The 23,993-nt window shown below is 59.2% G+C and carries 29 protein-coding genes and 1 tRNA gene; 18 read left to right on the plus strand and 12 right to left on the minus strand.

Features of this window, described 5'->3' with window-relative positions; genetic code table 11:
- Positions 1-49 precede the first annotated feature (49 nt).
- From AC0N03_RS06995 to AC0N03_RS07005, 3 genes are all read left to right on the plus strand, one after another.
- Positions 50-223 carry a DUF3311 domain-containing protein gene (locus AC0N03_RS06995; protein ID WP_474287917.1) on the plus strand — a complete coding sequence of 58 codons (174 nt, stop codon included), beginning with the start codon at positions 50-52 and terminating at the stop codon, positions 221-223.
- Positions 220-1,809, plus strand: coding sequence for a monocarboxylate uptake permease MctP (gene mctP, locus AC0N03_RS07000; protein ID WP_474287918.1), 1,590 nt, complete (start codon positions 220-222; stop codon positions 1,807-1,809). The genes AC0N03_RS06995 and mctP overlap by 4 nt, the downstream gene beginning before the upstream one ends.
- Before the next feature lie 101 nt (positions 1,810-1,910).
- On the plus strand, positions 1,911-2,417 hold the full coding sequence (locus tag AC0N03_RS07005; RefSeq protein WP_474287919.1) for an SRPBCC family protein: 507 nt from the start codon (positions 1,911-1,913) through the stop codon (positions 2,415-2,417).
- 194 nt (positions 2,418-2,611) lie between these two features.
- Here AC0N03_RS07005 and thrS read toward each other — a convergent pair whose 3' ends face one another.
- A complete protein-coding gene (gene thrS, locus AC0N03_RS07010; RefSeq protein ID WP_474287921.1) occupies positions 2,612-4,570 on the minus strand; it encodes a threonine--tRNA ligase in 1,959 nt (652 codons plus the stop codon).
- 194 nt (positions 4,571-4,764) lie between these two features.
- Here thrS and AC0N03_RS07015 point away from each other — a divergent pair, with 194 nt between their 5' ends.
- On the plus strand, positions 4,765-5,583 hold the full coding sequence (locus AC0N03_RS07015; RefSeq protein ID WP_474287922.1) for a hypothetical protein: 819 nt from the start codon (positions 4,765-4,767) through the stop codon (positions 5,581-5,583).
- A gap of 42 nt (positions 5,584-5,625) precedes the next feature.
- Here the strand turns inward: AC0N03_RS07015 and yidD are convergent, their stop codons facing one another.
- Together yidD and AC0N03_RS07025 are read right to left on the minus strand one after the other, a co-directional pair.
- Positions 5,626-5,943: a membrane protein insertion efficiency factor YidD gene (gene yidD / locus AC0N03_RS07020; protein WP_474287923.1), complete on the minus strand. Its 318-nt coding sequence runs from the start codon at positions 5,941-5,943 to the stop codon at positions 5,626-5,628.
- Complete coding sequence (locus tag AC0N03_RS07025) at positions 5,940-6,383, minus strand: iron-sulfur cluster assembly scaffold protein (protein WP_474287924.1); 444 nt, start codon at positions 6,381-6,383, stop codon at positions 5,940-5,942. Before AC0N03_RS07025 ends, yidD begins: the two co-directional genes overlap by 4 nt.
- Before the next feature lie 156 nt (positions 6,384-6,539).
- Here AC0N03_RS07025 and folE point away from each other — a divergent pair, with 156 nt between their 5' ends.
- Together folE and hisI are read left to right on the plus strand one after the other, a co-directional pair.
- Complete coding sequence (folE, locus tag AC0N03_RS07030; RefSeq protein ID WP_474287925.1) at positions 6,540-7,166, plus strand: GTP cyclohydrolase I FolE; 627 nt, start codon at positions 6,540-6,542, stop codon at positions 7,164-7,166.
- Positions 7,167-7,409: 243 nt separating this feature from the next.
- Entirely contained in the window at positions 7,410-7,847 is a 438-nt protein-coding gene (gene hisI / locus AC0N03_RS07035) for a phosphoribosyl-AMP cyclohydrolase (protein ID WP_474287926.1), read from the plus strand.
- Here hisI and AC0N03_RS07040 read toward each other — a convergent pair.
- Positions 7,839-8,270 (minus strand): CBS domain-containing protein, encoded by a 432-nt coding sequence (locus AC0N03_RS07040; RefSeq protein WP_474287927.1) that lies wholly within the window; start codon positions 8,268-8,270, stop codon positions 7,839-7,841. The genes hisI and AC0N03_RS07040 overlap by 9 nt on opposite strands.
- A 99-nt stretch (positions 8,271-8,369) precedes the next feature.
- On the minus strand, positions 8,370-9,167 hold the full coding sequence (locus tag AC0N03_RS07045; RefSeq protein WP_474287928.1) for a rhomboid family intramembrane serine protease: 798 nt from the start codon (positions 9,165-9,167) through the stop codon (positions 8,370-8,372).
- 352 nt (positions 9,168-9,519) lie between these two features.
- Between AC0N03_RS07045 and AC0N03_RS07050 the strand changes: the two genes are divergently transcribed.
- Both AC0N03_RS07050 and AC0N03_RS07055 read left to right on the plus strand, forming a co-directional pair.
- Positions 9,520-10,152 carry a PAS domain-containing protein gene (locus AC0N03_RS07050; RefSeq protein WP_474287929.1) on the plus strand — a complete coding sequence of 211 codons (633 nt, stop codon included), beginning with the start codon at positions 9,520-9,522 and terminating at the stop codon, positions 10,150-10,152.
- A gap of 345 nt (positions 10,153-10,497) precedes the next feature.
- On the plus strand, positions 10,498-11,115 hold the full coding sequence (locus AC0N03_RS07055) for a transglutaminase-like cysteine peptidase (RefSeq protein WP_474287930.1): 618 nt from the start codon (positions 10,498-10,500) through the stop codon (positions 11,113-11,115).
- A gap of 30 nt (positions 11,116-11,145) precedes the next feature.
- Here AC0N03_RS07055 and AC0N03_RS07060 read toward each other — a convergent pair whose 3' ends face one another.
- From AC0N03_RS07060 to cysE, 3 genes are all read right to left on the minus strand, one after another.
- The gene (locus AC0N03_RS07060) at positions 11,146-11,676 is read right to left on the minus strand and encodes a gamma carbonic anhydrase family protein (protein ID WP_474287931.1); all 531 of its coding nucleotides are present in this window, start codon (positions 11,674-11,676) and stop codon (positions 11,146-11,148) included.
- 8 nt (positions 11,677-11,684) lie between these two features.
- Positions 11,685-12,080, minus strand: coding sequence for a DUF3126 family protein (locus AC0N03_RS07065; protein ID WP_474287932.1), 396 nt, complete (start codon positions 12,078-12,080; stop codon positions 11,685-11,687).
- A 64-nt stretch (positions 12,081-12,144) separates the two neighbouring features.
- Positions 12,145-12,987 (minus strand): serine O-acetyltransferase, encoded by an 843-nt coding sequence (gene cysE / locus AC0N03_RS07070; RefSeq protein WP_474287933.1) that lies wholly within the window; start codon positions 12,985-12,987, stop codon positions 12,145-12,147.
- 143 nt (positions 12,988-13,130) lie between these two features.
- Here cysE and AC0N03_RS07075 point away from each other — a divergent pair, with 143 nt between their 5' ends.
- On the plus strand, positions 13,131-13,916 hold the full coding sequence (locus AC0N03_RS07075; RefSeq protein WP_474287934.1) for an enoyl-CoA hydratase: 786 nt from the start codon (positions 13,131-13,133) through the stop codon (positions 13,914-13,916).
- A 179-nt stretch (positions 13,917-14,095) separates the two neighbouring features.
- Here the strand turns inward: AC0N03_RS07075 and AC0N03_RS07080 are convergent, their stop codons facing one another.
- Positions 14,096-14,863 (minus strand): alpha/beta fold hydrolase, encoded by a 768-nt coding sequence (locus AC0N03_RS07080; RefSeq protein ID WP_474287935.1) that lies wholly within the window; start codon positions 14,861-14,863, stop codon positions 14,096-14,098.
- 161 nt (positions 14,864-15,024) lie between these two features.
- On the opposite strand from AC0N03_RS07080, the gene msrB reads away from it, so the two are divergent.
- The 7 genes from msrB to AC0N03_RS07115 all read left to right on the plus strand — a co-directional run bounded on the left by msrB (position 15,025) and on the right by AC0N03_RS07115 (position 19,339).
- The gene (gene msrB / locus AC0N03_RS07085) at positions 15,025-15,417 is read left to right on the plus strand and encodes a peptide-methionine (R)-S-oxide reductase MsrB (RefSeq protein WP_474287937.1); all 393 of its coding nucleotides are present in this window, start codon (positions 15,025-15,027) and stop codon (positions 15,415-15,417) included.
- 103 nt (positions 15,418-15,520) lie between these two features.
- Complete coding sequence (locus AC0N03_RS07090; RefSeq protein ID WP_474287938.1) at positions 15,521-16,303, plus strand: glycosyltransferase family protein; 783 nt, start codon at positions 15,521-15,523, stop codon at positions 16,301-16,303.
- A gap of 97 nt (positions 16,304-16,400) precedes the next feature.
- Positions 16,401-17,165, plus strand: a complete 765-nt coding sequence (locus AC0N03_RS07095; protein ID WP_474287940.1) for a competence/damage-inducible protein A — start codon at positions 16,401-16,403, stop codon at positions 17,163-17,165.
- Positions 17,166-17,178: 13 nt separating this feature from the next.
- Positions 17,179-17,685: a xanthine phosphoribosyltransferase gene (gene gpt / locus AC0N03_RS07100; RefSeq protein ID WP_474287942.1), complete on the plus strand. Its 507-nt coding sequence runs from the start codon at positions 17,179-17,181 to the stop codon at positions 17,683-17,685.
- Positions 17,682-18,119: a group III truncated hemoglobin gene (locus AC0N03_RS07105; protein ID WP_474287943.1), complete on the plus strand. Its 438-nt coding sequence runs from the start codon at positions 17,682-17,684 to the stop codon at positions 18,117-18,119. Before gpt ends, AC0N03_RS07105 begins: the two co-directional genes overlap by 4 nt.
- Before the next feature lie 59 nt (positions 18,120-18,178).
- Positions 18,179-18,263: transfer RNA gene (locus AC0N03_RS07110), tRNA-Leu, on the plus strand.
- Between the two features lie 242 nt (positions 18,264-18,505).
- Positions 18,506-19,339, plus strand: a complete 834-nt coding sequence (locus AC0N03_RS07115; RefSeq protein ID WP_474287944.1) for a restriction endonuclease — start codon at positions 18,506-18,508, stop codon at positions 19,337-19,339.
- On the opposite strand, the gene hemN is transcribed toward AC0N03_RS07115, so the two are convergent.
- Genes hemN through AC0N03_RS07130 form a run of 3 tightly spaced genes read right to left on the minus strand, consistent with a single transcriptional unit; the run spans position 19,340 to position 22,125 of the window.
- The gene (hemN, locus tag AC0N03_RS07120) at positions 19,340-20,665 is read right to left on the minus strand and encodes an oxygen-independent coproporphyrinogen III oxidase (RefSeq protein WP_474287945.1); all 1,326 of its coding nucleotides are present in this window, start codon (positions 20,663-20,665) and stop codon (positions 19,340-19,342) included.
- Between the two features lie 51 nt (positions 20,666-20,716).
- Positions 20,717-21,892 carry an FAD-dependent monooxygenase gene (locus tag AC0N03_RS07125; RefSeq protein ID WP_474287946.1) on the minus strand — a complete coding sequence of 392 codons (1,176 nt, stop codon included), beginning with the start codon at positions 21,890-21,892 and terminating at the stop codon, positions 20,717-20,719.
- The gene (locus AC0N03_RS07130) at positions 21,889-22,125 is read right to left on the minus strand and encodes a zinc-finger domain-containing protein (RefSeq protein ID WP_474287947.1); all 237 of its coding nucleotides are present in this window, start codon (positions 22,123-22,125) and stop codon (positions 21,889-21,891) included. The genes AC0N03_RS07125 and AC0N03_RS07130 overlap by 4 nt, the downstream gene beginning before the upstream one ends.
- Before the next feature lie 315 nt (positions 22,126-22,440).
- On the opposite strand from AC0N03_RS07130, the gene AC0N03_RS07135 reads away from it, so the two are divergent.
- Entirely contained in the window at positions 22,441-23,691 is a 1,251-nt protein-coding gene (locus AC0N03_RS07135) for a sarcosine oxidase subunit beta family protein (protein ID WP_474287948.1), read from the plus strand.
- Between the two features lie 6 nt (positions 23,692-23,697).
- The gene (locus AC0N03_RS07140) at positions 23,698-23,967 is read left to right on the plus strand and encodes a sarcosine oxidase subunit delta (RefSeq protein WP_474287949.1); all 270 of its coding nucleotides are present in this window, start codon (positions 23,698-23,700) and stop codon (positions 23,965-23,967) included.
- Positions 23,968-23,993 lie beyond the last annotated feature (26 nt).

Below are 23,993 nucleotides of genomic sequence, written 5' to 3' on the forward strand. Positions count from 1 at the left end.
TTTAAAAAGACAGAAAAAGCCGATTTAATCCACGAATATGGAGGGACTCGTGAAATATATTCTACTGATCATTCCGTGCATCGCAGCACTGGCCACGCCGATTTACAATAGCGTGGACCCTCGCCTGTTCGGATTTCCGTTCTTTTATTGGTACAATCTTCTGCTTGTGCCATTTTCAGTCGCCTTCATATATGCCGCGAGCAAGACCGGAGCCTCGAAGTGATTGACCATCTCAATTGGACAGCAACGATCATTTTCGTTGGCTTCTTTGCATTTGTCACCGTCCTGGGCTTTATTGCCTCCAGCTGGAAGGCCGGTGACCTGACCCAGATCAACGAATGGGGCCTCGGCGGCCGCCAGTTCGGGTCATGGATCACATGGTTCCTGCTCGGCGGGGACCTCTACACCGCTTACACGGTCATTGCCGTGCCAGCACTGGTTTATGCCATTGGCGCTTATGGCTTTTTCGCTGTGCCATATACGGTTATCGTATATCCGCTGATCTTCCTTATCATGCCGCGGCTGTGGAATGTATCGGCGCGCAAGGGCTATGTCACAGCCGGCGACTTCGTCTATGGGCGCTATGGCAACAAAGGGCTGGAACTGGCGATTGCCGTCACCGGTCTTCTGGCCACGATGCCCTATATCGCTCTGCAATTGGTGGGTATGGAAAAAGTCATCCAGGCTCTCGGCTTCCAGGGAGAGGGTTGGGAATCCCACATTCCGCTGACCATCGCCTTTGTTATCCTGGCGCTTTACACCTATAAGAGCGGCCTGCGCGCACCGGCCATGATCGCCTTTGTCAAGGACATCATGATCTATGTCTTCGTCGTGGCGGCGGTCATCATCATTCCTTATCAACTGGGCGGATTTGGCGCCATTTTCGATGCAGCCGATAAGGTCTATGCTGCCAAGGTTGCTGCAGCGGCAGCGGCAACACCTCCAACCAAACTTGCGGCGGGCATCACTCTGACGCAGGCGCAGATCATGCCGTTCATCACGCTGGCGATCGGCTCGGCTATGGCGCTGTTCATGTATCCGCATTCGCTGACCGGCGTGCTTTCGGCCTCGTCGGCCCATGCGATACGGCGCAATGCAATGACGCTGCCGGCCTACTCGCTGGTGCTTGGCCTGATCGCTCTTCTCGGCATCATGGCTCATGCCGCCGGCATCAAGGTGAGCAATCCGGGCGATGTCGTACCGCAGCTGTTCCTTAAAATGTTCCCGAACTGGTTTGTTGGCTTCTCCTTCGCCGCCATCGCCATCGGAGCGCTTGTTCCCGCAGCCGTGATGTCGATTGGCGCAGCCAATACATTCACGCGCAATGTCTGGCGGCCTTTCGTCAACAGCAACATGAGCGCGGAGCAGGAATCGGGCATTGCCAAGTTCATCTCGCTCGTCGTCAAGGTGGGGGCGCTTGCATTCATTTTCTTCATGCCAACCCAATATGCAATTGACTTCCAGTTGCTTGGGGGCGTGGCGATGATTCAGATCTTCCCTGCGATGGTTTTCGGCCTTTATACCCGCCGCATCCACGGCACCCCCCTGCTTATCGGCTGGATAGCCGGTATGGCGCTTGGGTTCTTCCTGGCTTATGCGCCGCCGAAGTGGATTCCTGTCTGGCCGACACCGCTCGGATTCTCGGTCTATATCGGCTTCTTCTCGGTTATAGTGAATACGCTCGTATCGGTGGCCCTGTCTTTCATACTGCCGAATACCGGCAAGGATGAAACCGTGCCACATGATTTCGAGGACGATCCGAAGCTGCATAAGGCACCGCATCTGCACGAACCAGAGCCCATTCTCTGACATCAGATACAATCAATCAGAGAGCGCCCTCACCGGCGCTCTCTTGCTTTGTGCGGCAATTTATGAAGGATTCGACATCATCGTCGGATCATGAGGTTACCATGAGCACGCAGGAAAGCTTTCGTATCAGCCGCACATTCAGGGCGCCGCCTGCCCTTGTCTGGGAATGCTGGACCCAGCCCAACCGCATCGCCGCCTGGCTGGGTCCGAAAGGCGGCCGCGCCACCATGCTGGCCCATGACCTCCAGGTCGGCGGCAGCGCTTTGTTCAGCATGGAAATGGACGGCATGCCCAAACATTGGGGCAAATTCGTTTATCGCGATATTTCAGAAGACCGGCTCGTCTGGGAACATTCCTTCGCCGATGAAAAAGGCCATGTTGCCCGCAATCCCTGGCAGGCCAACTGGCCTTTGAAATTGCAGACGACAGTCACGTTCAAGCCCGTGCCGGATGGAACGCTTGTGTCTCTAGAATGGACGCCGATCAATCCAACACCGGACGAAAGCGCCGCTTTCGTCGCCGGCATGGACAGTATGAGCATGGGCTGGGGCGGCAGTTTCGATCAGCTGGAAGATTATCTTTCGACATTCGACGAGGATGACGAATAGAGCCTAGCTGGTTTCTGTCGCTGTCATGTGTTTGCCCTCTGCTTTTGAAAGAGGGTGAGGCAATTCCTCGCCTCGCAGCACGCTTTCGCCGCGAACCCTCCCGTCATGACCGGGCTTGTTCCGGCCATCCACCTCATACGCGGGCTTGGCCCGCGTATGACATGGCAAGGGAGCGCACTCCGGGGCGGAAACCCTCAGCGCCGCAGATCAGGCGGCGTTGCTTCCTGCCTGAAGGCAGTCAGCGCCTCATCCAGCGTCATGTTGACCTGTGCCTGCGAACCAAGCCGGCGGATAGACACCGTGCGCTCCTGCGCCTCCTTCTTGCCCAGCACCACCATGGCCGGAATCTTGGCCAGAGAATGCTCGCGTACCTTATAGCCGACCTTCTCGTTGCGCAGGTCCGCCTCAACCTTCAGCCCGGCCTTGCGCAGAAGCGAGACCACCTCCAAAGCATAATCGTCTGCATCCTGCGTGATTGTGGCCACGACAATCTGCACCGGCGCCAGCCAGAGCGGGAAATGCCCGGCATAATGTTCGATAAGAATGCCGGTGAAACGCTCCATAGAGCCGCAGATGGCGCGGTGCACCATCACGGGCGTCTGCTTGGTGCTGTTGGCGTCGATATAGAACGCGCCAAACCGCTCTGGCAGGTTGAAATCGACCTGCGTCGTGCCGCATTGCCAGTCCCGACCGATGGCGTCGCGCAGCACATATTCGAACTTCGGCCCATAAAACGCACCCTCGCCGGGGTTCAGTTCGATAGACACTATGTCGCCGTTGCGGGTCTTGATCTCCTCGAGCACCTTCATCATGACGTCTTCGGCATGATCCCACATGGCATCGGTGCCGACGCGCTTTTCAGGGCGGGTCGAGAGCTTGACCACGATCTTGTCAAAGCCGAAATCCTTGTAGACCGAGAGAATCAGATCGTTGATCTTGAGGCATTCCTCGGCAAGCTGGCTTTCGAGACAGAAAATATGGGCATCATCCTGCGTGAAGGCACGCACGCGCATCACGCCATGCAGCGCTCCCGAGGGCTCATAGCGATGCACCATGCCAAATTCCGCGAAGCGCACCGGCAGTTCGCGATAAGAGCGCAAGCCATGCTTGAATATCTGCACATGGCCGGGGCAGTTCATCGGCTTGAGAGCATAGATACGCTCGTCCTCGGCATCGGCATCGTCGCCGGCCGGGCGCGCCATGAACATGTTTTCCTTGTACCAGCCCCAATGGCCCGAAGTCTCCCACAGGCCCTTGTCCAGCACCTGCGGCGCATTCACTTCTTGATAGTCGGCGGCAAGGCGGCGGCGCATATAGGCGATCAGCGTCTGGAACAAAGTCCAGCCCTTGGGGTGCCAGAAAACGGTGCCCGGCCCTTCCTCCTGAAAATGGAAAAGATCCATTTCGCGGGCCAGCTTGCGATGGTCGCGTTTTTCCGCCTCTTCGAGGCGCAGCAGATAGGCGTCGAGCTCCTCCTGCCGAGCAAAAGCGGTGGCATAAATGCGCGAGAGCATCGGTTTGGTCGAGTCGCCGCGCCAATAGGCGCCCGCCACCTTCATCAGCTTGAAGGCTGAACCGATCTTGCCGACAGAGGTCATGTGCGGGCCGCGGCAGAGGTCGAGCCACTCGCCCTGTTTGTAGATTTTCAGGGATTGGTCGGCCGGAATGGCGTCCACCAGCTCCACCTTGAAGGCCTCGCCCTTCTTCTCGAAATAGTTCTTGGCATCGTCGCGGCTCCATTCCTCCTTGGTGAAGGCAGCATCGCGGGCGATAATCTCGCGCATCTTCTTTTCGATGGCCGGAAATTCATCCGGCGTGAACGGCGTAGCGCGATAGAAATCGTAATAGAAGCCATTTTCGATCACCGGGCCGATGGTGACCTGCGTACCGGGATAGAGGCTCTGCACGGCTTCCGCGAGAACATGGGCGCAATCATGCCGGATGAGTTCCAGCGCGCGCGGGTCTTCGCGGTTGAGAAATTCGATTTTGGTGTCGCGATCGACAGGATCGGCCAGATCGCTCAGCGCACCGTCCAGCGTCATGGCCACGGTGCGCTTGGCCAGCGAGGGCGAAATGCTTCTGGCAATTTCGATGCCGGTAATTCCGGGCTCGTAGGCGCGCTTGTTGCCATCCGGAAAAGTAACGTGAATCATAATATCCTCCTGGCTCACTCGCTAAAACCAATCAGCGTAAGCATGTTGATAAGCTGCGCATAAATGTTTGAAGACGTGCGCGCTGGCGTGTATGAAGGCTGCCGGGGGAAATTTCAAGCCTATCCTTGCTTTGAGGGCCGCGCAAAAGCCATGATCGCAAGCCATAGCCCTCATATCATCAGGAATTTTCCCGCGTGCGACTGATACTTATCATCATTGGCATTATCGGCGCAGGCGTTGCTGCCTTTTTCGGAGCGCGGTTTCTGGCAGAGCGGGCCAGCCCTCCGCCCCGGCCCGCACCTGTCGTCATGGAAAAGCCGGAGCCGCCTGCGCCCACGCCGCCGGCCAATGTCATGATGCAGGCATCGGGCAAGCTCGACGAAATCATCAGGAGCACGCCGGAGTTTTCCGCCTTCTATGCCAATTTCAAGGCGAATTATCCGATTGATTTTGAGAGATTCTATTCGAAGGAAAGTCAGATTTTCGTCAATGGCGCCGTATCGTCCGAAACAGTTTTGCTGGACGCGGTGGATATATTGCGCAAATCGCGCGGCATGATGGCGGCAAAAGCGGCTCCTTCGGCCATTGACCGCATTTTCGGGGTTCAGGCGCGGGTGATGAATCTGCTTGGCCAGCAGGAGCCCCGCCTGTGCGACCACTTCCTTTTTGGCGGCGATGCGCCTGCCTTCGCCGATTTTGCCCGCGCCAACCGCGCCATAATCGGTGAAATGGCCAATGCCGGTCTCGATGCCATCATCGACGGCGAAAAAAGCAAAATGGACCGGCAGCCGCCCGGCGACGCCGAATTTGCGCAGCTGGAGCAGCGTCTGACACAGGCGGGGCTAAGCAAGGCGGAAATTTCCGCCCTTCTTGACGGCCAGATGCCGGAAAAGCCGATGGAACCCGCCCGTGTTTGTGTGATCGGCGGCCTTTATTATGCCGCTCTGGCTGCCCTTCCTGCTTCCGCCAGATACAGCATCTATGCGCTGGCGCTGGAATCCATGGCACAATAGCGTTGGTAGAATGGCTTTGGCGCAGCCTGGCGTGACGCGCGGTCAGTCTGGCTCCACCTGATCGCAGACCAGCGGACCACGCCATTTGCCATAGGCCAGCGGGCGATACCAATGCGCGCCTTCGGGCAGATTCTGCGGCACGGGATCATAGCCCGCCGTTCCCCAGGGGTTGCAGCGGCAGATACGGGCAAACCCCATCCAGCCGCCCGCCCACAGCCCATGACGGCGGATGGCCTCGTCGGTATAGTCAGAGCAGGTGGGCAGATGCCGGCATTGCCGGCCGATCAGACCCGACAGGGTCAGCTGATAGGCCCGGATAAGCCAATGGGCGGCAAGGCGCCCGGGAGAGCCGCGATTCACGCTGCCGCCGTCTGTTTGGCCATGGCTTTTTCCGCAGCCTCCACAACGGCATCGAAGGTGAGCAATGTCGAGGCGTGGCGGGCCTTGAAATCGCGCACAGGCTCGAAAGCCTGTAATTCCGCCCATTTTCCGGTGGGCGGCGGGCCGTTCTCCTTCAGCATGGCGCGCATCTGGTCACGCACCTGCCGCAATTCGTCAAGCGAACTTCCAATGACATGCCGTGCCATGAAAGACGATGAAGCCTGCCCCAGCGCGCAGGCGCGCACCTCATGCGCAAAATCCGAGACGACGTCGCCCTGCATCTTCACATCCACCGTAACGGTGGAGCCGCATAATTTGGAATGGCCTGTCGCCGTCCCTTCAGCATCGGGCAACCGGCCAAGCCTCGGAATATTGGCCGCCAGCTCAAGGATGGTGCGCGAATAAATTTCATTGAGCATGACGATCCTCTGAAAAAACACTTTCCTTTTGCTATATAATCCTGCATTCGGCAGATGACGAGGGGTCGTATCGTGTCAAGAAGAATGAAACTGATCCAGTTAGTTTCATCCTGCGTAAATGATCTCAGTTGAATGAAGATGAAAGGGAGGCTCCACATGGATGCCGTGGTCAAGTCCTTCATAAATAAAGAGAGCCTCAAGCCCGTCCAACGACCCAGCCGCGAAGAAGCGGAAGCGGCGGTGCGCACATTGATCCGCTGGGCCGGCGATGACCCGCAGCGGGAAGGATTGCTGGATACCCCGCGCCGCGTGACCAAGGCATTCGGTGAGTTCTTCGGCGGATATCAGGATGATGCTGCCGAGGTACTGAAAAAAGTGTTCCATGATGTCGGCGATTACAACGACATGGTGCTGGTGAAGGATATTCCTTTCTCCTCCCATTGCGAGCACCACATGGTGCCCTTCGTCGGCAAGGCGCATATCGCCTATTTTCCATCGAATGGCGTAGTCGGCCTGTCCAAGCTGGCACGTGTGGTCGAGATTTTTGCCCGCCGCCTGCAGACACAGGAAACCATGACAAGCCAGATCGTCAATGCCATCGACGAGGCGCTCAAACCGCGCGGCATCGCCGTGCTGATTGAGGCTGAACACATGTGCATGTCGATGCGCGGCGTGCAAAAGCAGGGCGCAGTCACGCTCACCAGCGGCTTCACCGGCATTTTTCAGGAGACACCGGCTGAGCAGGTGCGCTTCATGACCATGCTGCGCATGGGCGGACGGTAAGCATTTTATTATTGCCGGCTACAGAATGGCCGTTGCACATAAAATGTGCCGCGCTGGACAGTAATTCTGACCGCCTTTCTGCATTCTAATTGTCTTGGCATCATGCGCGGGCTCGACCCGCGTATCCACGTGGATGGCCGGATCAAATCCGGCCATGACGGCCTCAGGGAAAGGCCGGGCTGAGCAAAGGATGAGCGCAAATTTCAGTTTGGCCTTGGTACAAAAAAAGTGCATAACCCGCACATGTGGACCAGTTCAACGCCATTTGCCCCACCCTCGACAAAGCAAGCCCTTGAAGAGGGCGCGGCTTTCACCCCCAAATTTGACGCCGACGGGCTGATCACCTGCGTGACGGTAGAGCACGCCACAGGCGAAATTCTCATGCTGGCGCATATGAATGCCGAGGCGCTGAGCAAGACGCTGGAAACCGGCATCGTGCATTATTGGTCACGCTCGCGCCAGACACTCTGGCGCAAGGGCGATACATCTGGCCAGGTGCAGACGCTCATGGAATTGCGCACAGATTGCGATCAGGACGCGCTGATCGCGCGGGTACGCGTGGGCGGCGACGGCAAAGCCTGCCACACGGGCCGCAAATCCTGCTTCTACCGCCGCATCGAGATGAGTGAAAACGGGCCAAAGCTCATTCTGGATACCCCGGCCCCGCCGCCCTCACGCTGAGGCGATATATTCGCGCAGGGCCTGACGCTCGCTCTCGATCTCCTCAAGGCGGTATTTGACCACGTCGCCGATGGAAATAAGCCCATTGAGGCGGCCATTTTTAATGATCGGAACATGACGGAAGCGCCCTGAGGTCATCTCTTCCATGACGCTGTTGACGCTGGTCTCTTCCGTTGCCGTGATGACCTTGGTCGTCATATGTGCGGAAACAGGATCGCGCAGGCATACAGCGCCGACGCGCGCGAGCGCCTTGACAATATCGCGCTCGGAGAGGATTCCCAAAACCTCGCCGTTCACACCGGCCACAACAAGCGCGCCGATCTTCTTTTCGGAGAGAAGGTTCACGGCGTCCGCCAAAATCGTCTGGGGGAGCACGGTTGTGACCAGACGGCCCTTGACCGCCAAAATACGGGCAACAGTCATGTCGACCTCCTGATGTTTCCTGCCTTCCCCTGGTTTCTGCCGACCAAGCAGGAAGGACAGACAGGATGCGCTGAATTGAATTTTCCCGCAAGGCTCCTTTTATGTCCGGAAGCGGTCGAACAGCGGAAACAGCACGAACCCAGCCAGAAATCCGCCGATATGCGCTTCCCAGGCGATGGGCGCATCCGATAACCCGAACGACGTTGAACCCACGCCGAAGACAAGATTGACGCCAAACCAGACAAGCAGGAACGTCATCGCCCGCGAATCCGAAAGAACGGCGCGCAGCAGCGGTGCCGGCAGCCTGTAAGGCGCATTGCGGGTGAGAAAATAGACGCCTGATGCCCCGCCAAGCGGCGCACCCGGCGCGAAAGCAAAGCGCAGCGCCGCCCCCATGCAGCCCGAAACCGCCGCCGATGCACCGATGACCGGCTCGGCCGAAAGCGGATGAACCATGAAATGCGCCCCCGCCCCGGCTATTGCCGTCACGCAGAAAAAGACCAGGAAAGGCACAGTGCCAAACCGGCGCGCAACCGCCGCGCCAAAGGACATCAGCCAGAGGCTGTTGAGCAGCACATGCGCCCAGCTTCCATGGAGAAAAGCATAGCTCAGCACCGTCCAGGGCTCCGGCGCCCCATCCCCCAGAAAAAAGCCGGCCAGAGCAGCATCGCGTGTGTTCTGTGCCGAGGAGAGGTCCTGCATCAATGTCGCCAGCGCATTCGGATCAAACCAACCCGTCAAGCGTGCGGGGATGAAGCCGAACAGGCGGATCATATCCATATTGACCTGATCGCCCAGCTGATCCTGAAGCAAAAAAATGCCTATGCACAGGGCGATCAGCACCACAACAACCGTGGGAATGTTGAAAGCCGGTTGAGAACGGCGAATCTCGGACAAATTTTTCTCCAAAAAAAAGAGGGCCAGTGACGACCCTCTTTGAAACTATCGGGTAAAATTCGACATGACAACGCTGGATCCGTCGCACGCCGGAATGTTGTTCTACTCTCACCTGCCGCCGCTGGAGATCGGTGGCCTGTTCAGATACTGGAGCCCCTGAACTGTCCGCCATTTGCGGCAAAGACTCAATCCGCAAATACAATTAAGGTTAATGCGCTTTACTCTTCATTAACCAAGCTGCGGTCGGCAAACCGGCATCGCATCTGCATCTTGCCTGTCCATACGGCGAATACGGGACGAATTGTCTCAGATTCGCACAACCGACCCGGACAAGAGAGGCAGGATTCCCAAAATGAGACATTCGATCACCAAGGAACTGTTCGCCTACTGGAATGTGCTGCGCGCCAAGCGCTCGGCGCCAGAACGGCGCGACATCGACCCCGATGTCATTCGCTCGCTGCTGGCCGATACGTTTATTCTAGAGGCCGATGACGATCAGAACTTTATGTTCCGCCTGTCGGGGACGCGCACCAACGCTCTGTTCGACCGGGATTTACGCCAGTCAGCTTTTGCCGACCTCTGGCACGCCGACGATAGAGCCCGAATTTCGGATCTGCTTCATAGCGTCTGTGACGAGATGAAGCCGCTGACGGCGGGAGCGGAGGCTCAGTTCGGCGGACAGATTGTCGGTCTGGAATTATTGATTTTGCCGCTGCGCCATAACGGGCGCACCCATTCGCGCCTGCTTGGCTGCCTCTCGCCGATGCACCAACCGCCATCGCCCGGCGAAACCGTTCTCTCCGCACCAAGGCTTGTCAGCCATCGCTTCATTACCCCGGCGCAGATTCCGGTTTTTACCCAACGCGCCCTGCAAACCCCACGCGAAAGACTGCCGTTTTTTGAACGGCGACACCTGCCGCTTGCCCCTCATATGCCGCGGCCGCGCGTATGGAAGCACTTACGCGTCTATGAAGGCGGACGCTGAACCCGGACCGGAATCTCCCATCCGGAAAGCCTACGACGCGAAAAATTTCAGATTTTTTTGGTCCGGGCCGCCAAAATTAACCATGAGGCGCCCGGTTACGGTGAACAAAGTGTTTCGCTAAAATGAATCGAAAATTTGAGTAAAATCCGAGCCAATGAAAAAGCACAATATAATCAGGAATTTAAGAGAAATCATCAAGCTGCGAAAGATTAATTTTAACACCCCGTTATGCCTTACAAAACATGAAAAGCTCTTTATAAGATCATGTAAAATTTGAGTTTTTTGCTTGAAAGAGCAGAAAATCATCTCTGGCAAGGTGATCCCTGAAAGCAAACGGGGATCGACATGTTTTCCAAGGTGCTCACAATTAGTCTGATGGTTCTGGGTCTGGCGCAGATGGCAGGTCTTGCCGAAGCAAAAACCTTCAGGAGCACCTATGCGCCGGTTGGCGAGCCAACCTCCGTTCCTTATGGCTGGGTGGATTTCTGTCACCGCCGCCCGGAGGAATGCGCGGTTGAGCCCCTGCCCGCCCTCGATATCAACCTCACCAGCGCCGCACTCAACGAACTGATCCGCATCAATGCGCAGGTCAATGCCTATATCCAGCCGGTCAGCAACCTCGAACATTGGGGCACATTGCTCGACCACTGGGATTACCCGACGGACGGCAAGGGCGACTGCAAGATCTATGCGCTCTACAAGCGCAAGTTGCTGATGGACGAGGGATTTCCGCGTCAGGCGTTGCTGATGACGGTGGTGCGCGACCTGCAAGGCAATGGCCATGCCGTGCTCACCGTCAAAACCAGCAAGGGCGACTTCATTCTCGACAATCTGGTTGAGGATATGCGCGCCTGGAATGATACCGGCTATACGTTCATCAAGCGCCAGTCGCAGGAAAATCCGAATATCTGGCTGTCCGAAGGCGATGTTGTCGGAACGCAGGCCAGCGCTTCCAACAACTGACAGCCCAGCCCTCTCGCTTTCCGCCGCTGATTACCCCACCTGCCGCAGGCCGTGTTTGTGCCGCTTCGCATTCGCGACATAATGCGCCGCAGAGGCCTTCAGCCGCGCGACGGCGCTGGCATCCAGCTGGCGCACGGCCTTTGCCGGCGAGCCGACAATGAGCGAGTTCGGCGGGAATTCCTTGCCCTCTGTCACCAGCGCATGGGCGCCGACAAGACAGCCGTCGCCAATTCTGGCGCCGTTGAGCACCACAGCGCCCATGCCGATGAGGACACCTTCACCCAATGTGCAGCCATGCAGAATCACGCCATGGCCGATGGTGCAATCGGCACCGATGGTCAGCGGAAAGCCCATATCCGTGTGCAGAATGCAGCCTTCCTGAATATTGCTGCGCGCGCCGACGCTGATCTTTTCATTATCGCCGCGCAAGGTGGCTCCGAACCACACGCTCGCCTCCTCGCCCAGCGCCACATTGCCAATGAGATTGGCGTCGGGCGCAACCCAGTGCGAGGCATCGGCGGGCAGTTGCGGCGCAATGCCGTCAAGAGCGTAGATGGGCATGAAAATCCTCAGATTTCTTCAAGGTCAAGATCGAGAATGGCCATCTGAAACGTGAAGCTCTTCAGCTTCGGATCGTCGGCGGAAATGATGCCGAGAAATTCGTCGCCATTGTTCAGTTCGACGGAATCAACCTTCTTGCCGCGCGCCATGATCTTGAGCGCGTCATTCTCAAACAGCAGCCGCAGATAGGACTGAAGCGCCGCGCGATCCACGGGAATTTTCATATCCATCGAGAAGGACCGGTCGCCATCCTCATCATCGACGACGATCGTACCCAGACGCCGTTCGCCGATGAATACGCCAGCCGCCTCGGCATTTTTGGGGTCCGGGATGACAACCAGCCCGGGGTGGCCAAAGCTTTTGCGCAGGAACTTCTGCAGCTTGGGAATTTCGTGCTTTTTCACGCGTTCATCTCCTCAGTGATTTGCCGAGGTTTTAGCGCGTGTGCCAGCGCTTGGCGAGAGCGATTTAAGGCTCAAGCTTTTCTGCCAACAACTGATCCATGGTCCGCGCAGGCTCGGCACATCCGGCTGCGCCGACAACACGCGCCGGCACGCCCGCCACCGTGGTATTATGCGGCACATTGGCCAGCACGACCGATCCGGAGGCGACGCGGGCGCAGCGCCCGATTTCGATATTGCCCAGCACCTTGGCGCCTGCGCCAATGAGCACGCCGCGGCGGATCTTCGGATGACGATCGCCGATTTCCTTGCCGGTGCCGCCCAGAGTAACGCCCTGCAGCAGCGAGACATCGTCCTCGATCACGCAGGTCTCGCCGATGACGATGCCGGTGGCATGATCAAAAAACAGCCCTTTGCCGAATTGCGCCGCCGGATTGATATCAACCTGAAACACCTCAGAAGCGCGGCTCTGCAGGTAAAGCGCAAAATCCTTCCGCCCGGCCGCACGCAGCGCATGAGCAAGGCGGTGCGTCTGGATGGCATGAAAGCCCTTGAAATAGAGGATCGGCTCGATCAGACGGTTGCAGGCCGGATCGCGGTCGACGACGGCCATCAGATCGGCGCGGAAGGCTTCGCCGAACCAGCGATCCTTGGCTACAAATTCATTGTAGACCTGCCGGATAAGCTCGGCCGGAACCTCCTGATGCGACAGGCGCTGCGACAGGCGGTGAATGACAATCCCCTCAAGGCTGTCCTGATTAAGCACAGTGGACATGATGAAGCCGGCAAGCTCCGGCTCGGCCTTGATCAGGTCCTCGGCTTCCTGCCGGACACGTGCTAGAACAGGGTCATTCTTGCCCAATCCTACGACCTTGCCGCCGAAACTGGCAGGCGCCCTCTGATGCGACATGGAACACTCCGAGTTTTTTTCGATCCTAGCATAGATAGGTCAGCCGGGCCAGTTGTGCCAGATAGGTCAAAAGATCAAACTGAAGGAGGCTGGGCAGAAGGCACGGGCTGGCTATACTCAGACCTGCAACCAAAGGAGTCGCCGTGTCCGAAAAGCTCCAGACGAGTATCGCCGACGGCATCGGCACTATAGAGATCAACAACGAGGCGCGGCGCAATGCCTTCGATCTTGCCATGTGGAAGGCCCTGCCGCTTCTGGTGGAAAAGCTCGACGCCGACAGACATGTCCGCCTTATCGTGCTGCGCGGCACCGGACGCGCCGCCTTCTGCTCCGGCGCCGATATCAGCGAGTTTTCGACGTTGCGCGCCACGGCGGCCGGCGGCAGAGCCTATGAACAGGCCAATGAAGATGCCTTTGCCGCGCTGGCAGGCTGCACCAAGCCGACGCTCGCCGCCATGCGCGGCTTCTGCATGGGCGGCGGCATTGGGCTCGCCGCAAGCTGCGATATCCGCATCGCCGAAGCGGGTACGGCCTTCGCCATTCCGGCGGCGCGGCTTGGTGTCGGCTATCCGCCCCGCGCCATGGCGATGATCGTCGCCGCGCTGGGCATGCAGGCCACTATGGATCTTTTTGCAACGGCGCGCCGCTTTGAAACGGAAGAGGCCCTGCGGCTCGGCTTTCTGGCCCGGGTTTTCTCCGCTTCGGATTTCGACTCCGGCCTCAGGACCATCAGCCAAACCATTGCCGCCAATGCCCCTTTGACAATCAGCGCGGCCAAGGCCGCCATCCGCCACGCCGCCCGCCTGGCGGGCGCACCGGATTTTGAAACCTGCGAAAAACTGGCGGCGGATTGCTTCAACAGCGCCGATTATATCGAAGGCCGGACAGCCTTTCTGGAAAAACGCCCCCCGCGCTTTACCGGAAATTAAAGCCGCCATGCTATCCTGTCTTTAGTCGCCAAGCGCTCCCGGCCTGAGCCACGCAAGTTGAATCATTTTACGAAGCATCTGATTCAACGCGCGAAGTGGCTCACTTTCCTGATGAATTCCCTGCCGCAGGTGATTCATATGACTCATGAATCCGGCATACCCTAAGGTAAAGCTTTACGTTAGGGACGGCGCGCAAGAAAGGCCAGAACACCCGCCTTGTAAACCTTGTCGCCCACGGCGAGGTTGTGGTCCCTGCCCGGTATGGGCAGAAATTCGGCATGCGGCAGAACCGCGACAAGCTTGTCCCCATCGCCCGCCACTTTGTCGGTTGTGCCAATAGCGACCAGCGTGGGCGGGGTGAGGCGCGCCGCGCGCGGCAGGCCCAGCGCCTGCCGCGAGCCGCGGATGCAGGCGGCCAACGCCCTGAGATCGCTCTTCGTGCTCTCGGCGAATTTGCGGAACATGAGTTGCGTCGGTTCGGTGACATCAGCGATATTCGGCGCTTCCAGCGCCTCGGCGATACGCGTCGAAAGCCCGCCGCCCTCGATGAGATAATGCCCCAGTCCGCCAAGGATAAGACTGCGGATGCGCTCGGGATGCGCCGCTGTGAGGAAGGCGCTGATCCGCGCGCCCATCGAATAGCCCATGACGTCGAAGTAGCCGATCCCCAGATGATCCATCAGCGCCAGCGCATCCCCGGCCATATTCTCGGTGGAATAGGCGTCCGGCTCATAGATCTTGTCGCTCTGGCCATGGCCACGGTTGTCGATGGCGATCACCCGCCGCCCGTCCTCGGTGAGTACTTTGACCCAGAGAGTGGCCGCCCAGTTGACATTATAGTTAGAGGCAAAGCCATGAATAAGCAGGATGGGCTCGCCTCTGTCCCGGCCGACCGGCGCCGCATCGAGATAGGCAAGGCGGATGCCGTTATGGTTGAAATGCTGCATTATGATTCTCTTTCAGGTTCGGGTATTTTAGCCGCGAACCACGGTGAATGACAAACCGGCGCCGAAAGCCGGAACACAGGTGCGCCTCATCAAATTTTCGTCACCCTCGCGAATTTGCCCAAACAGGCTCTATATTGGTTTCATTCATCAGGGAGCCCGACATGACGAAAATCGAAAAATCCGAAACCGAATGGAAAGCCGAACTCGACGACATGGCCTTCTGCGTGCTGCGCGAACATGCCACCGAGCGCCCCGGCACCAGCCCGCTGCTGCATGAACACCGCAACGGCACATTCCTGTGCGCCGGATGCGGCAACCCGCTTTACCCCTCGACAACCAAATTTGAATCGGGAAGCGGCTGGCCCAGCTTCTGGGACCCGCTGCCCGGCGCCGTCAAAAGCTCCATTGACCGCAGCCATGGCATGGTGCGCACGGAAGTGCATTGCGCCAACTGCAACGGCCATCTCGGCCATGTTTTCGAGGATGGCCCCGCCCCGACCGGCCTGCGCTATTGCATGAATGGCGCGGCCATGAGATTTGTGCCGCAAGACTAACCGAAGTCATTATCCTTCCCCCTCTCCTCGCCCTGAGGTTGCCGAAGGGTGAGGCAGAGGATTAGAGAAGGGCAATCAAACCCAAATGAACAAGATCGTCTGCATGAAATGGGGAACGAAGTTTCCCCCTTCCTATGTCAATGTGCTCTATGCCGCCGTAAAGCGGCACATGCGCCGGCCTTTTGAATTCATCTGCTTCACCGACGATCCCACCGGCCTCGCAAAAGGCATCCATATCCGGGAACTGCCCTCGCTCGGCCTGCCGGAACACAAGAAATCCAAGGGCGGGTGGCCCAAGCTCGCCATGTTCAAGCGCGGCCTGTTCGAGCCCGACGACCTTGTCATGGTGCTTGATGTCGATATTCTCGTCATGGACGATCTCGACGCCTTTTTCGAGCGGGCCGAGAAACTCGGCGGCCTGCATATATTGCGGGAGTGGAACATCTGGCCGCTCGATTACCTGCCAGCGACGCTGCGCCCCAAGCGGCATGGCCAGAGCTCGGTGTTTCTGTTCCGTCCGCGGGAGCAATATCACCTGCTCGAGGATTTTCTCGCCGACCCGGAAGGCACCTATAAAAAGGCCAGCAACGACCAGAAATATATCGGCTGGTATGCGCATGCGCCGCATTATCTGCCGGAAAACTGGACCGTGAGCTTTAAGCGTCATTGTCTGCATTCATGGCCGCTGAACCGCGTCTTCAGGCAGGTAAAAGAGCCCAGAGGCGTCAAGATTGTGGTGTTTCATGGTTATCCCCATCCCGATGATCTTGTCCGCGACGACAATTCCCGCTGGGGCACTCGGATGAAATTCGGTTACGGGCCGGTGCAATGGGTCAAGGACTATTGGCAGCGGGGCATCCGCGAAACACAGGATGCAGCCGGATAGGCCCGTGCGCGCGAGCCGCCGGGCTACGCGCGCCGCAAGACAGGATGCTCTGTCCTTCCCCCTTCCCACGCCCGGCCTTTTCCCCTAAAACGAGCGCATGAGCCAAGAAAACACCCCCGCAAAAATCATAACCGCCGCCATTCTCGTGATCGGCGATGAAATCCTGTCCGGCCGCACCAAGGACAAAAACATCGGCTATATCGCCGAATATTGCACCAATATCGGCATCGACGTGAAGGAAGTGCGCGTCGTGCCTGATGACGAGGCCGAGATCGTGCCTGCGCTCAACGCGCTGCGCACACGCTATGGCTATGTTTTCACCACCGGCGGCATCGGCCCGACGCATGACGACATCACCGCCGATTGCGTGGCGCGGGCGTTTGGCGTCGCTATCGGCGAAGACCCGCGCGCCATTGCCCTGATGCTGGAGCGCTACAAACCGGAGGACCTCACCGAGGCGCGCCGCCGCATGGCCCGCATCCCCGAGGGCGCGGACCTGATTCTCAACCCCATTTCCAAGGCGCCGGGCTTCCGCATCGGCAATGTCATTGTCATGGCCGGCGTGCCGATGGTGATGCAGGCCATGCTGGACAATGTCGCCCCCACGCTCGACACCGGCGTCAAAATGCTCTCGCGCGCCATCGAGACGAATGGCGTGCCAGAGGGCATTTACGGCACGCCCCTTGGCGAAATTGCCGCAAAACATCCCGGCCTTTCGATCGGCTCTTATCCCTCGTTCCGCGACGGCGTCTTCTCGGCGCAGATCGTCGTGCGCGGACGCGATGTCGCAGCCATCGAGGCAGGCCTTGCCGATATCCGCGCCATGCTGCAAAAGCTGCAGGCAGATCGTAATCCGCTATAATTCAGGAAGACCGATGTCCGAACCGCTCAACCAGAAAGCCTTTCCCGTTTCCTGGGATCAGTTCCACCGCGACGCCCGCGCCCTAGCCTGGCGGCTTTCCGCCAGCGGGCCCTTCGACGCCATTGTCTGCATCACCCGCGGCGGTCTTGTGCCTGCGGCCATCGTCGCGCGTGAACTCGGCATCCGGATGATCGAGACGGTCTGCATCGCCTCTTATCATGATTACAAGAACCAATCCGGGCTGCAGGTCATCAAGGGCATTGCGGACGCAGCCGCCGGGGTCAACCATCAGGGCGGCAAGGTGCTGGTGGTGGATGATCTCGTCGATACCGGCGGCACCTTCCGGGTGGTGCGCGAAATGCTGCCGAACGCCCATTATGCCACCGTTTATGCCAAGCCGCTTGGCCGCCCTCTGGTTGACACGTTCATCACAGAGGTCAGCCAGGACACATGGATCTATTTTCCGTGGGACATGGGCCTGTCATTCCAGCCGCCCATTGCACGGGACAGCCTCGGATGACAGCACCTCCCCGCGTCATTCAGATGGGCGAGGCGCCGGGCGTCCGCTTTGGCATCACCGAACAGCAGCTTCACGATCTGGTGCATGGCTTTTATGCCAAAATCCGCGCCGACGAGATGCTGGGGCCGATCTTCGATGCTGAAATTGCCGACTGGACACCGCATCTCGCCAAAATGTGCGATTTCTGGTCCTCGGTCATTCTGATGAGCGGGCGCTATCATGGCCGCCCCGTACCGGCACATCTCAAAATTCCCGGGTTGGACGCACCGCATTTTGCCCATTGGCTCGACCTGTTCCGCCAGACAGCGCATGAACAATTCGCGGATGGTGCCGCCAATCTGCTGATTGACCGGGCGGAGCGCATTGCTCAATCCCTGCAACTCATGATTTCGTTCAAGAAGGGTGAATTGCCGCCGCAAACCAGGCTCAGTTGAAATGGGTCTTGCCGAGCCAGCGCAGACAGGCTAATCGGAAGTGGCATGGCCCAGCCAATGCGGACGTGGCGAAATTGGTAGACGCAAGAGACTTAAAATCTCTCGCCGCAAGGTGTACGGGTTCGATTCCCGTCGTCCGCACCATTTAAACACCAGCAGAATCTCTGATCTTAAGCAAAGCATTGCCTGCAACTGCGCTTCGGCCTGTATATTTTACGATTATTCAGATAGTCGCTCATGACTATTCACGCCAATTCATGTTATATCATGAATATAATTTATAAATCTTGAGATTCCCTTGTAGTAAAAGGTTCAGCCTGATCCGATCCGGCCTGCCGGCCCGGGCTTCAGCCCCATACGGGGAGTCCCCAACCTGAAGGTTCGCAATGGCCACACCCATCGTGCCGCGCAGTTCAAACATGATGGAACTGGTGCTTGGCGCTTTGAAACGCCTGAAACGTCCCGCGACCAGCCAGGAGATCGATGCCCTCGCCATCGAACAGATGCGCGCATCTCCGTCCGGCGCGGAGTTCGCAGACGCCGACAGGCCCGGTCTTGAGTTTGATCTGTCCGCGGCGCGCTCGCTGCTGCGCGCCGCCAATCTCATCGCTTTGCAGGCACGTGGTCTCTGGGCGCTGACGCCGGACGGGTTCAGGGCGCTCAGCCTGCCTGAAGGCGGTCTGGAACCACTGGTGGCACAGAGGGCGCGGACAGCCCATTTGCCGGCGCCGCAGGACACTGGCGTTTCCGCGCCCGTCCTGCCGCTCTGGCAGGGGCAATTGCTCGACGCCATTCTGGCCATGACGCCGGATGCTTTCGAGCGGCTCTGCCAGCGCATCCTGCGCGCCAGCAATTTCATCCGGGTTGAAATTACCGGGCGCAGCGGCGATGACGGCATTGACGGGATCGGCATTATCCGGGTCAATCTTGTCTCGTTTCATGTGATGTTTCAGTGCAAGCGCTGGCGTCAGCCTGTCGGCGCGCCTGAACTGCGGGATTTTCGCGGCGCTCTGACCGGCCGCGCCGAAAAAGGCTTGTTTTTCACGACCTCAAGCTTCACCCCGGCCGCGCTGCGTGAGGCAGGCCGGCCCGGCGCGCCGCCCATAGACCTTGTCGACGGCGAGGCGCTCTGTCATCTGCTGAAAGAATTGCGTCTTGGCGTGAATGTCCAGATTATCGAAGACATCAGCGTCGAACCCGGCTTTTTTGCCCTGATCTGATCATACGGCCCGTGAATAGCGGGCCTCGGGCGAGGCATAGGCATCGAACGCATGCGCGGCAATGCGCACGAACGGCCGCCCCTCCGGCGTCATTTCCACGCGGCTGCCCTCGACACGCACAAGCCCTTCCGCGGCAAGGGCGCCAAGCCGGTCAAATGCACCGGCAAGATCGCTGGACGGCGCAACTTCGCCGACATCGACGGCAAAATTGCACATCAACCGCTCAATCAATGCGCTGCGGATCTTGTCATCTTGCGAAAAGGCGTGGCCGCGGCAGGTGGCAAAACGACCTTCGCCGATCTGCTTCTGATAAAGCCCGGTCGACGGCTCGTTCTGGGCGTAGCCCTGCGGCAGGGTGCTGATGGCCGAAGCGCCGAAACCGATGATGGCATCGGCGGCATCTGTCGTATAGCCCTGAAAATTGCGATGCAGAATGCCCGCCTCGGCGGCGGCGCACAGATTATCGTCCGGTCTGGCGAAATGATCCATGCCGATGGCGGCATATCCCGCCTCGATCAGCATCCGGCTCACGGCTTCGGCCTGATCAAGCCGGGTCGCCGTGTCCGGCAAGGCCGATTCGTCGATCAGACGCTGATGCTTCTTCATCCAGGGCACATGGGCATAGCCGAAAACAGACACGCGATCCGGGTTCAGCCGCACGGTCTGGCGGATATTTTCCGCCTGATGCGCCAATGTCTGATGCGGCAATCCGTAAATCAGGTCCGCATTGATCTTTGTGATGCCCGCAGCGCGCAGCAGGCCGAAAGCCCGCGCCACGACATCGAACGGCTGAACGCGGCCGATCGCCTTCTGCACATCCTCATTGAAATCCTGAATGCCGAAGCTGGCCCGGTTGACGCCGGTGGCAGCCAGAGCGGCGGCAAATTCTGGCGTCAGCGTTCTCGGATCAAGCTCAATCGCGTGATGCGCGAGGCCGGAAAGATCGAAGCGCTCGTTCAGCCGCTGCCAGATAAAGGCGAAATTCTCAGGGCCGAGCATCGAGGGCGTCCCGCCGCCCCAGTGAATATCTGTCACGCGATGCGCGCCGCTGGCGGCGGCGACAAGATCGATTTCATCGAGGAGATACCCGGTGTAAACGTCAACCGGCGCCATTTTTTTGGCAACGCGCGTGGTGCAGCCGCAATAATGGCACATGGACACGCAGAACGGCACATGGAAATACAGCGAGAGCCTGTTGTCAGCCGCAAGCTCGCCCAGCCATTGCCGCATTCGGGCAGCCTTCACTGCAGCGCTGAAATGCGGCGCGGTCGGATAGGATGTGTAGCGGGGCACATTGAGGCTGGCAAAGCGGAGACGGTCAATCATAGGTCGTGCATAATGGCGCGCAGCGCTTCGCACATTGATCTGGCGCAAAATTCAGGCCGAATACAGCCAGTCGTAACGCTGCTGCAAACGCTCAGTGCCCATCATGCGCATGACGGTGTCCCGTGCAAAGGCCGCCGGGCCGGAGAGGTGATAGATCCGGGCCTGATTGCGCGCTTCCAGCTGGACGCGCGCCACGCGCGGCGCGCGGGCGTCCTCATAGGCGCGCAATGCAGACGCCAGAGGCCCGCCCCGGCCAAGCTGCAATGCAAGCTCGGCAGCATCCTCGATGGCCTGGCTGGCCCCCTGCGCCAGAAACGGCAGCATGGGATGCGCCGCATCGCCAAGCAAGGTCACCGGCCCGTCGCCCCAGCGCGGGCTGGGGTCACGGTCAAACAATTGCCAGCGCCGCCATTCCGGCACGGCTGTCAGCAAGGCGCGGGCCGCGGTGTTCCATCCGGTAAAAGCGGCGTGCAGACGCGCCGGATCCGCCAGCTCGGACCAGCTGTTGCCGATCTTCTCCTCGCCAGCCTCGACAATCGCCACGATGTTCATCACGCTGCCGCCGCGCAGCGGATAATGCACCAGATGCGTCTTCGGGCCGAGCCAGAGTGCGGTCTCATTGTTTTGCAGGGTTTTTGGCACGGCAGCCCAGGGCAGCAGCGCCCGCCAGGCGTGCTGACCCGTATAGCGCGGCGCGCCCGGCACGTTAAGCCGTGCCCGGACCACCGAATGCAGCCCGTCAGCGCCAATCAGCAGATCGCCGCGCCGCATCACACGCAGCAATCCCTGCTGGACGGCCAGCACCACCTCGCCGCCGTCCAGCGCAAAGCCGCGCAGTTCGTTACCGGCGTGGATGGCAATGCGCGAATCGCGCCGTGCGGCCTGAAGCAAGATATTCTGCAGATCTGCACGATGAATCGTATAGCTCGGCGCGCCCCAGCGGCGCACCGCGGCCTCGCCCAGCGGCAATTGGCTCAGCAGCGCGCCATCACGGCCACGCCGCACAACGACACGCTGCGGCACGGTTGCGGCCGCGGCAACGGCCTCAAGAACACCAAGCCGGCCAAGCACGCGGGTGGCATTGGGCGAAATCTGGATGCCCGCGCCCACTTCCTCGATATCCGGCGCGCGTTCGAAGACATCGACACGCATACCGGTTCTGGCCAGCGCCAGCGCCGCGCTCAAGCCGCCAATGCCTGCGCCCGCTATGAGCGCAGAGGCGCTCACGCTTCAATCAGCTCGCATTCGGCGGGATCGGAATGGCCATGCAGCGATTCGCGATAGACATAATGCGTCGAGCAATAGGGACAGATGGCCTCGTTATCATGGCCGATATCGATGAAAATATGCGGATGATCGAAAGGCGGCAAAGCACCGACGCACATGAATTCGCGCGCGCCGACGGCAATCTGCGCCAGCCCCGGCTGATTGTGGAAATGCGGAATCTTATGATCGGCCATAGCTGCCCCATACGTTCTGAACTGCGGCGCACCATAATCAAAGCCGGCCGCTTTGGGTAGGGGGAAATTGGGTCTGACTCAAATCGCGGATACGCGCGTCAGGCCCGCGCATGACGGCTTGTTCTGCAAGACATCGCCAAACGCGTCATGGCCGGACTTGATCCGGCCATCCACGGGCTTCGCGCAGCGGCACCTTCTGGCCAGACCTGATACGCCACATGCCCAATTTCGCATTGCCTCTCACGCAATTAGATAGGCTACCCCATTGAGCCTGCGCGTCATTGCAGCCTATCATACGCGCGAATGAGGTGACCCTTGCGCTATAATATTCTCAATGTGATCGGGCAGGCGTTCAAAGGCCAGCAGGACTGGAAACCCGCCTGGCGGGACCCCGAGCCTAAGGCCGAATATGATGCAATTATTGTGGGCGGCGGCGGGCATGGCCTCGCTACGGCCTATTATCTGGCCAAGAACCACGGCCTGAGCAATATTGCCGTTCTCGAAAAGGGCTGGATCGGCTCCGGCAATGTCGGGCGCAACACCACCATTGTGCGCTCCAATTACCGCGAACCGGGCAATGTGCCCTTCTATGAACATTCCCTGAAGCTCTGGGAAGGGCTGGAGCAGGACATCAATTTCAACGCCATGGTCAGCCAGCGCGGCGTGCTCAACGTTGTGCATAACGATGCGCAGCGCGATGCCGCGATCCGCCGTGGCAATTCCATGCGCCTGCATGGCGTCGACGGAGAATATCTCGACCGCGAGGCCCTGCGCAAAATGGTGCCGCATATAGATTACGACAATGCACGCTTTCCGGTTGTCGGCGCGCTGCTGCAGCGCCGCGGCGGCACGGTGCGGCACGATGCCGTGGCCTGGGGCTATGCCCGGGCTGCAGACCAGCGCGGCGTCGACATCGTGCAAAATTGCGAGGTCACCGGCATACGCACGGAGCATGGCCATGTCGTGGGCGTCGAGACGTCGCGCGGGTTTATCAAATCAAAAAAGGTCGGGCTCGCCTGCGCCGGCAACACCAGCCGCGTCGCCGCGCTCGCAGGGCTGCGGCTGCCGATCGAGAGCCATGTGCTGCAGGCTTTTGTCACCGAGGGCATCAAGCCTCTGATCGATCAGGTCATCACTTTCGGTGCCGGCCATTTCTATATCAGCCAGTCCGACAAAGGCGGCCTTGTCTTCGGCGGCTCGATCGACGGCTATAATTCCTACGCCCAGCGCGGCAACATGCCCACCGTCGAAGAAGTGATGGAGGAAGGCGTGGCTCTGTTCCCGCTTCTGGGACGCTTGCGGGTGCTGCGCTCATGGGGCGGCATCATGGACATGTCGATGGATGGCTCGCCGATCATCGACAAGACCGACATTGCCGGCCTCTATCTCAACTGCGGCTGGTGCTATGGCGGCTTCAAGGCCACGCCCGCCTCGGGATGGTGTTTCGCCCATACAATCGCCCATGACGCGCCGCATGAATTCAACGCCGCGCTCCGGCTCAACCGGTTCGAGACCGGCTATCTCGTCGACGAGCATGGCGTCGGCCCGCAACCCAACCTGCATTGAGGCAAAATGCGCATCACCTGTCCGCATTGCGGCCCCCGCACGAACGAAGAATTCGCCTATCTCGGCGATGCCAGTCTGGCCGGACGGCCGGACGGCACCGGTTTAGAGAACATGAAAGGCTGGCATGACTATGTGCATATCCGCCCCAACCCGCCGGGCGAGCACCGTGAATTATGGTATCACGCCAGCGGGTGCCGCGCCTGGATCGTGGTGACGCGCAACGTCTCCACCCACATGATCTCCGGCACCGAGCTTGCTGAGGCGCTTGAAGGATGAAAGCCAATATGCGTTGTAATATCAAG

This window comes from Methylocystis sp. sgz306128 (assembly GCF_056032725.1).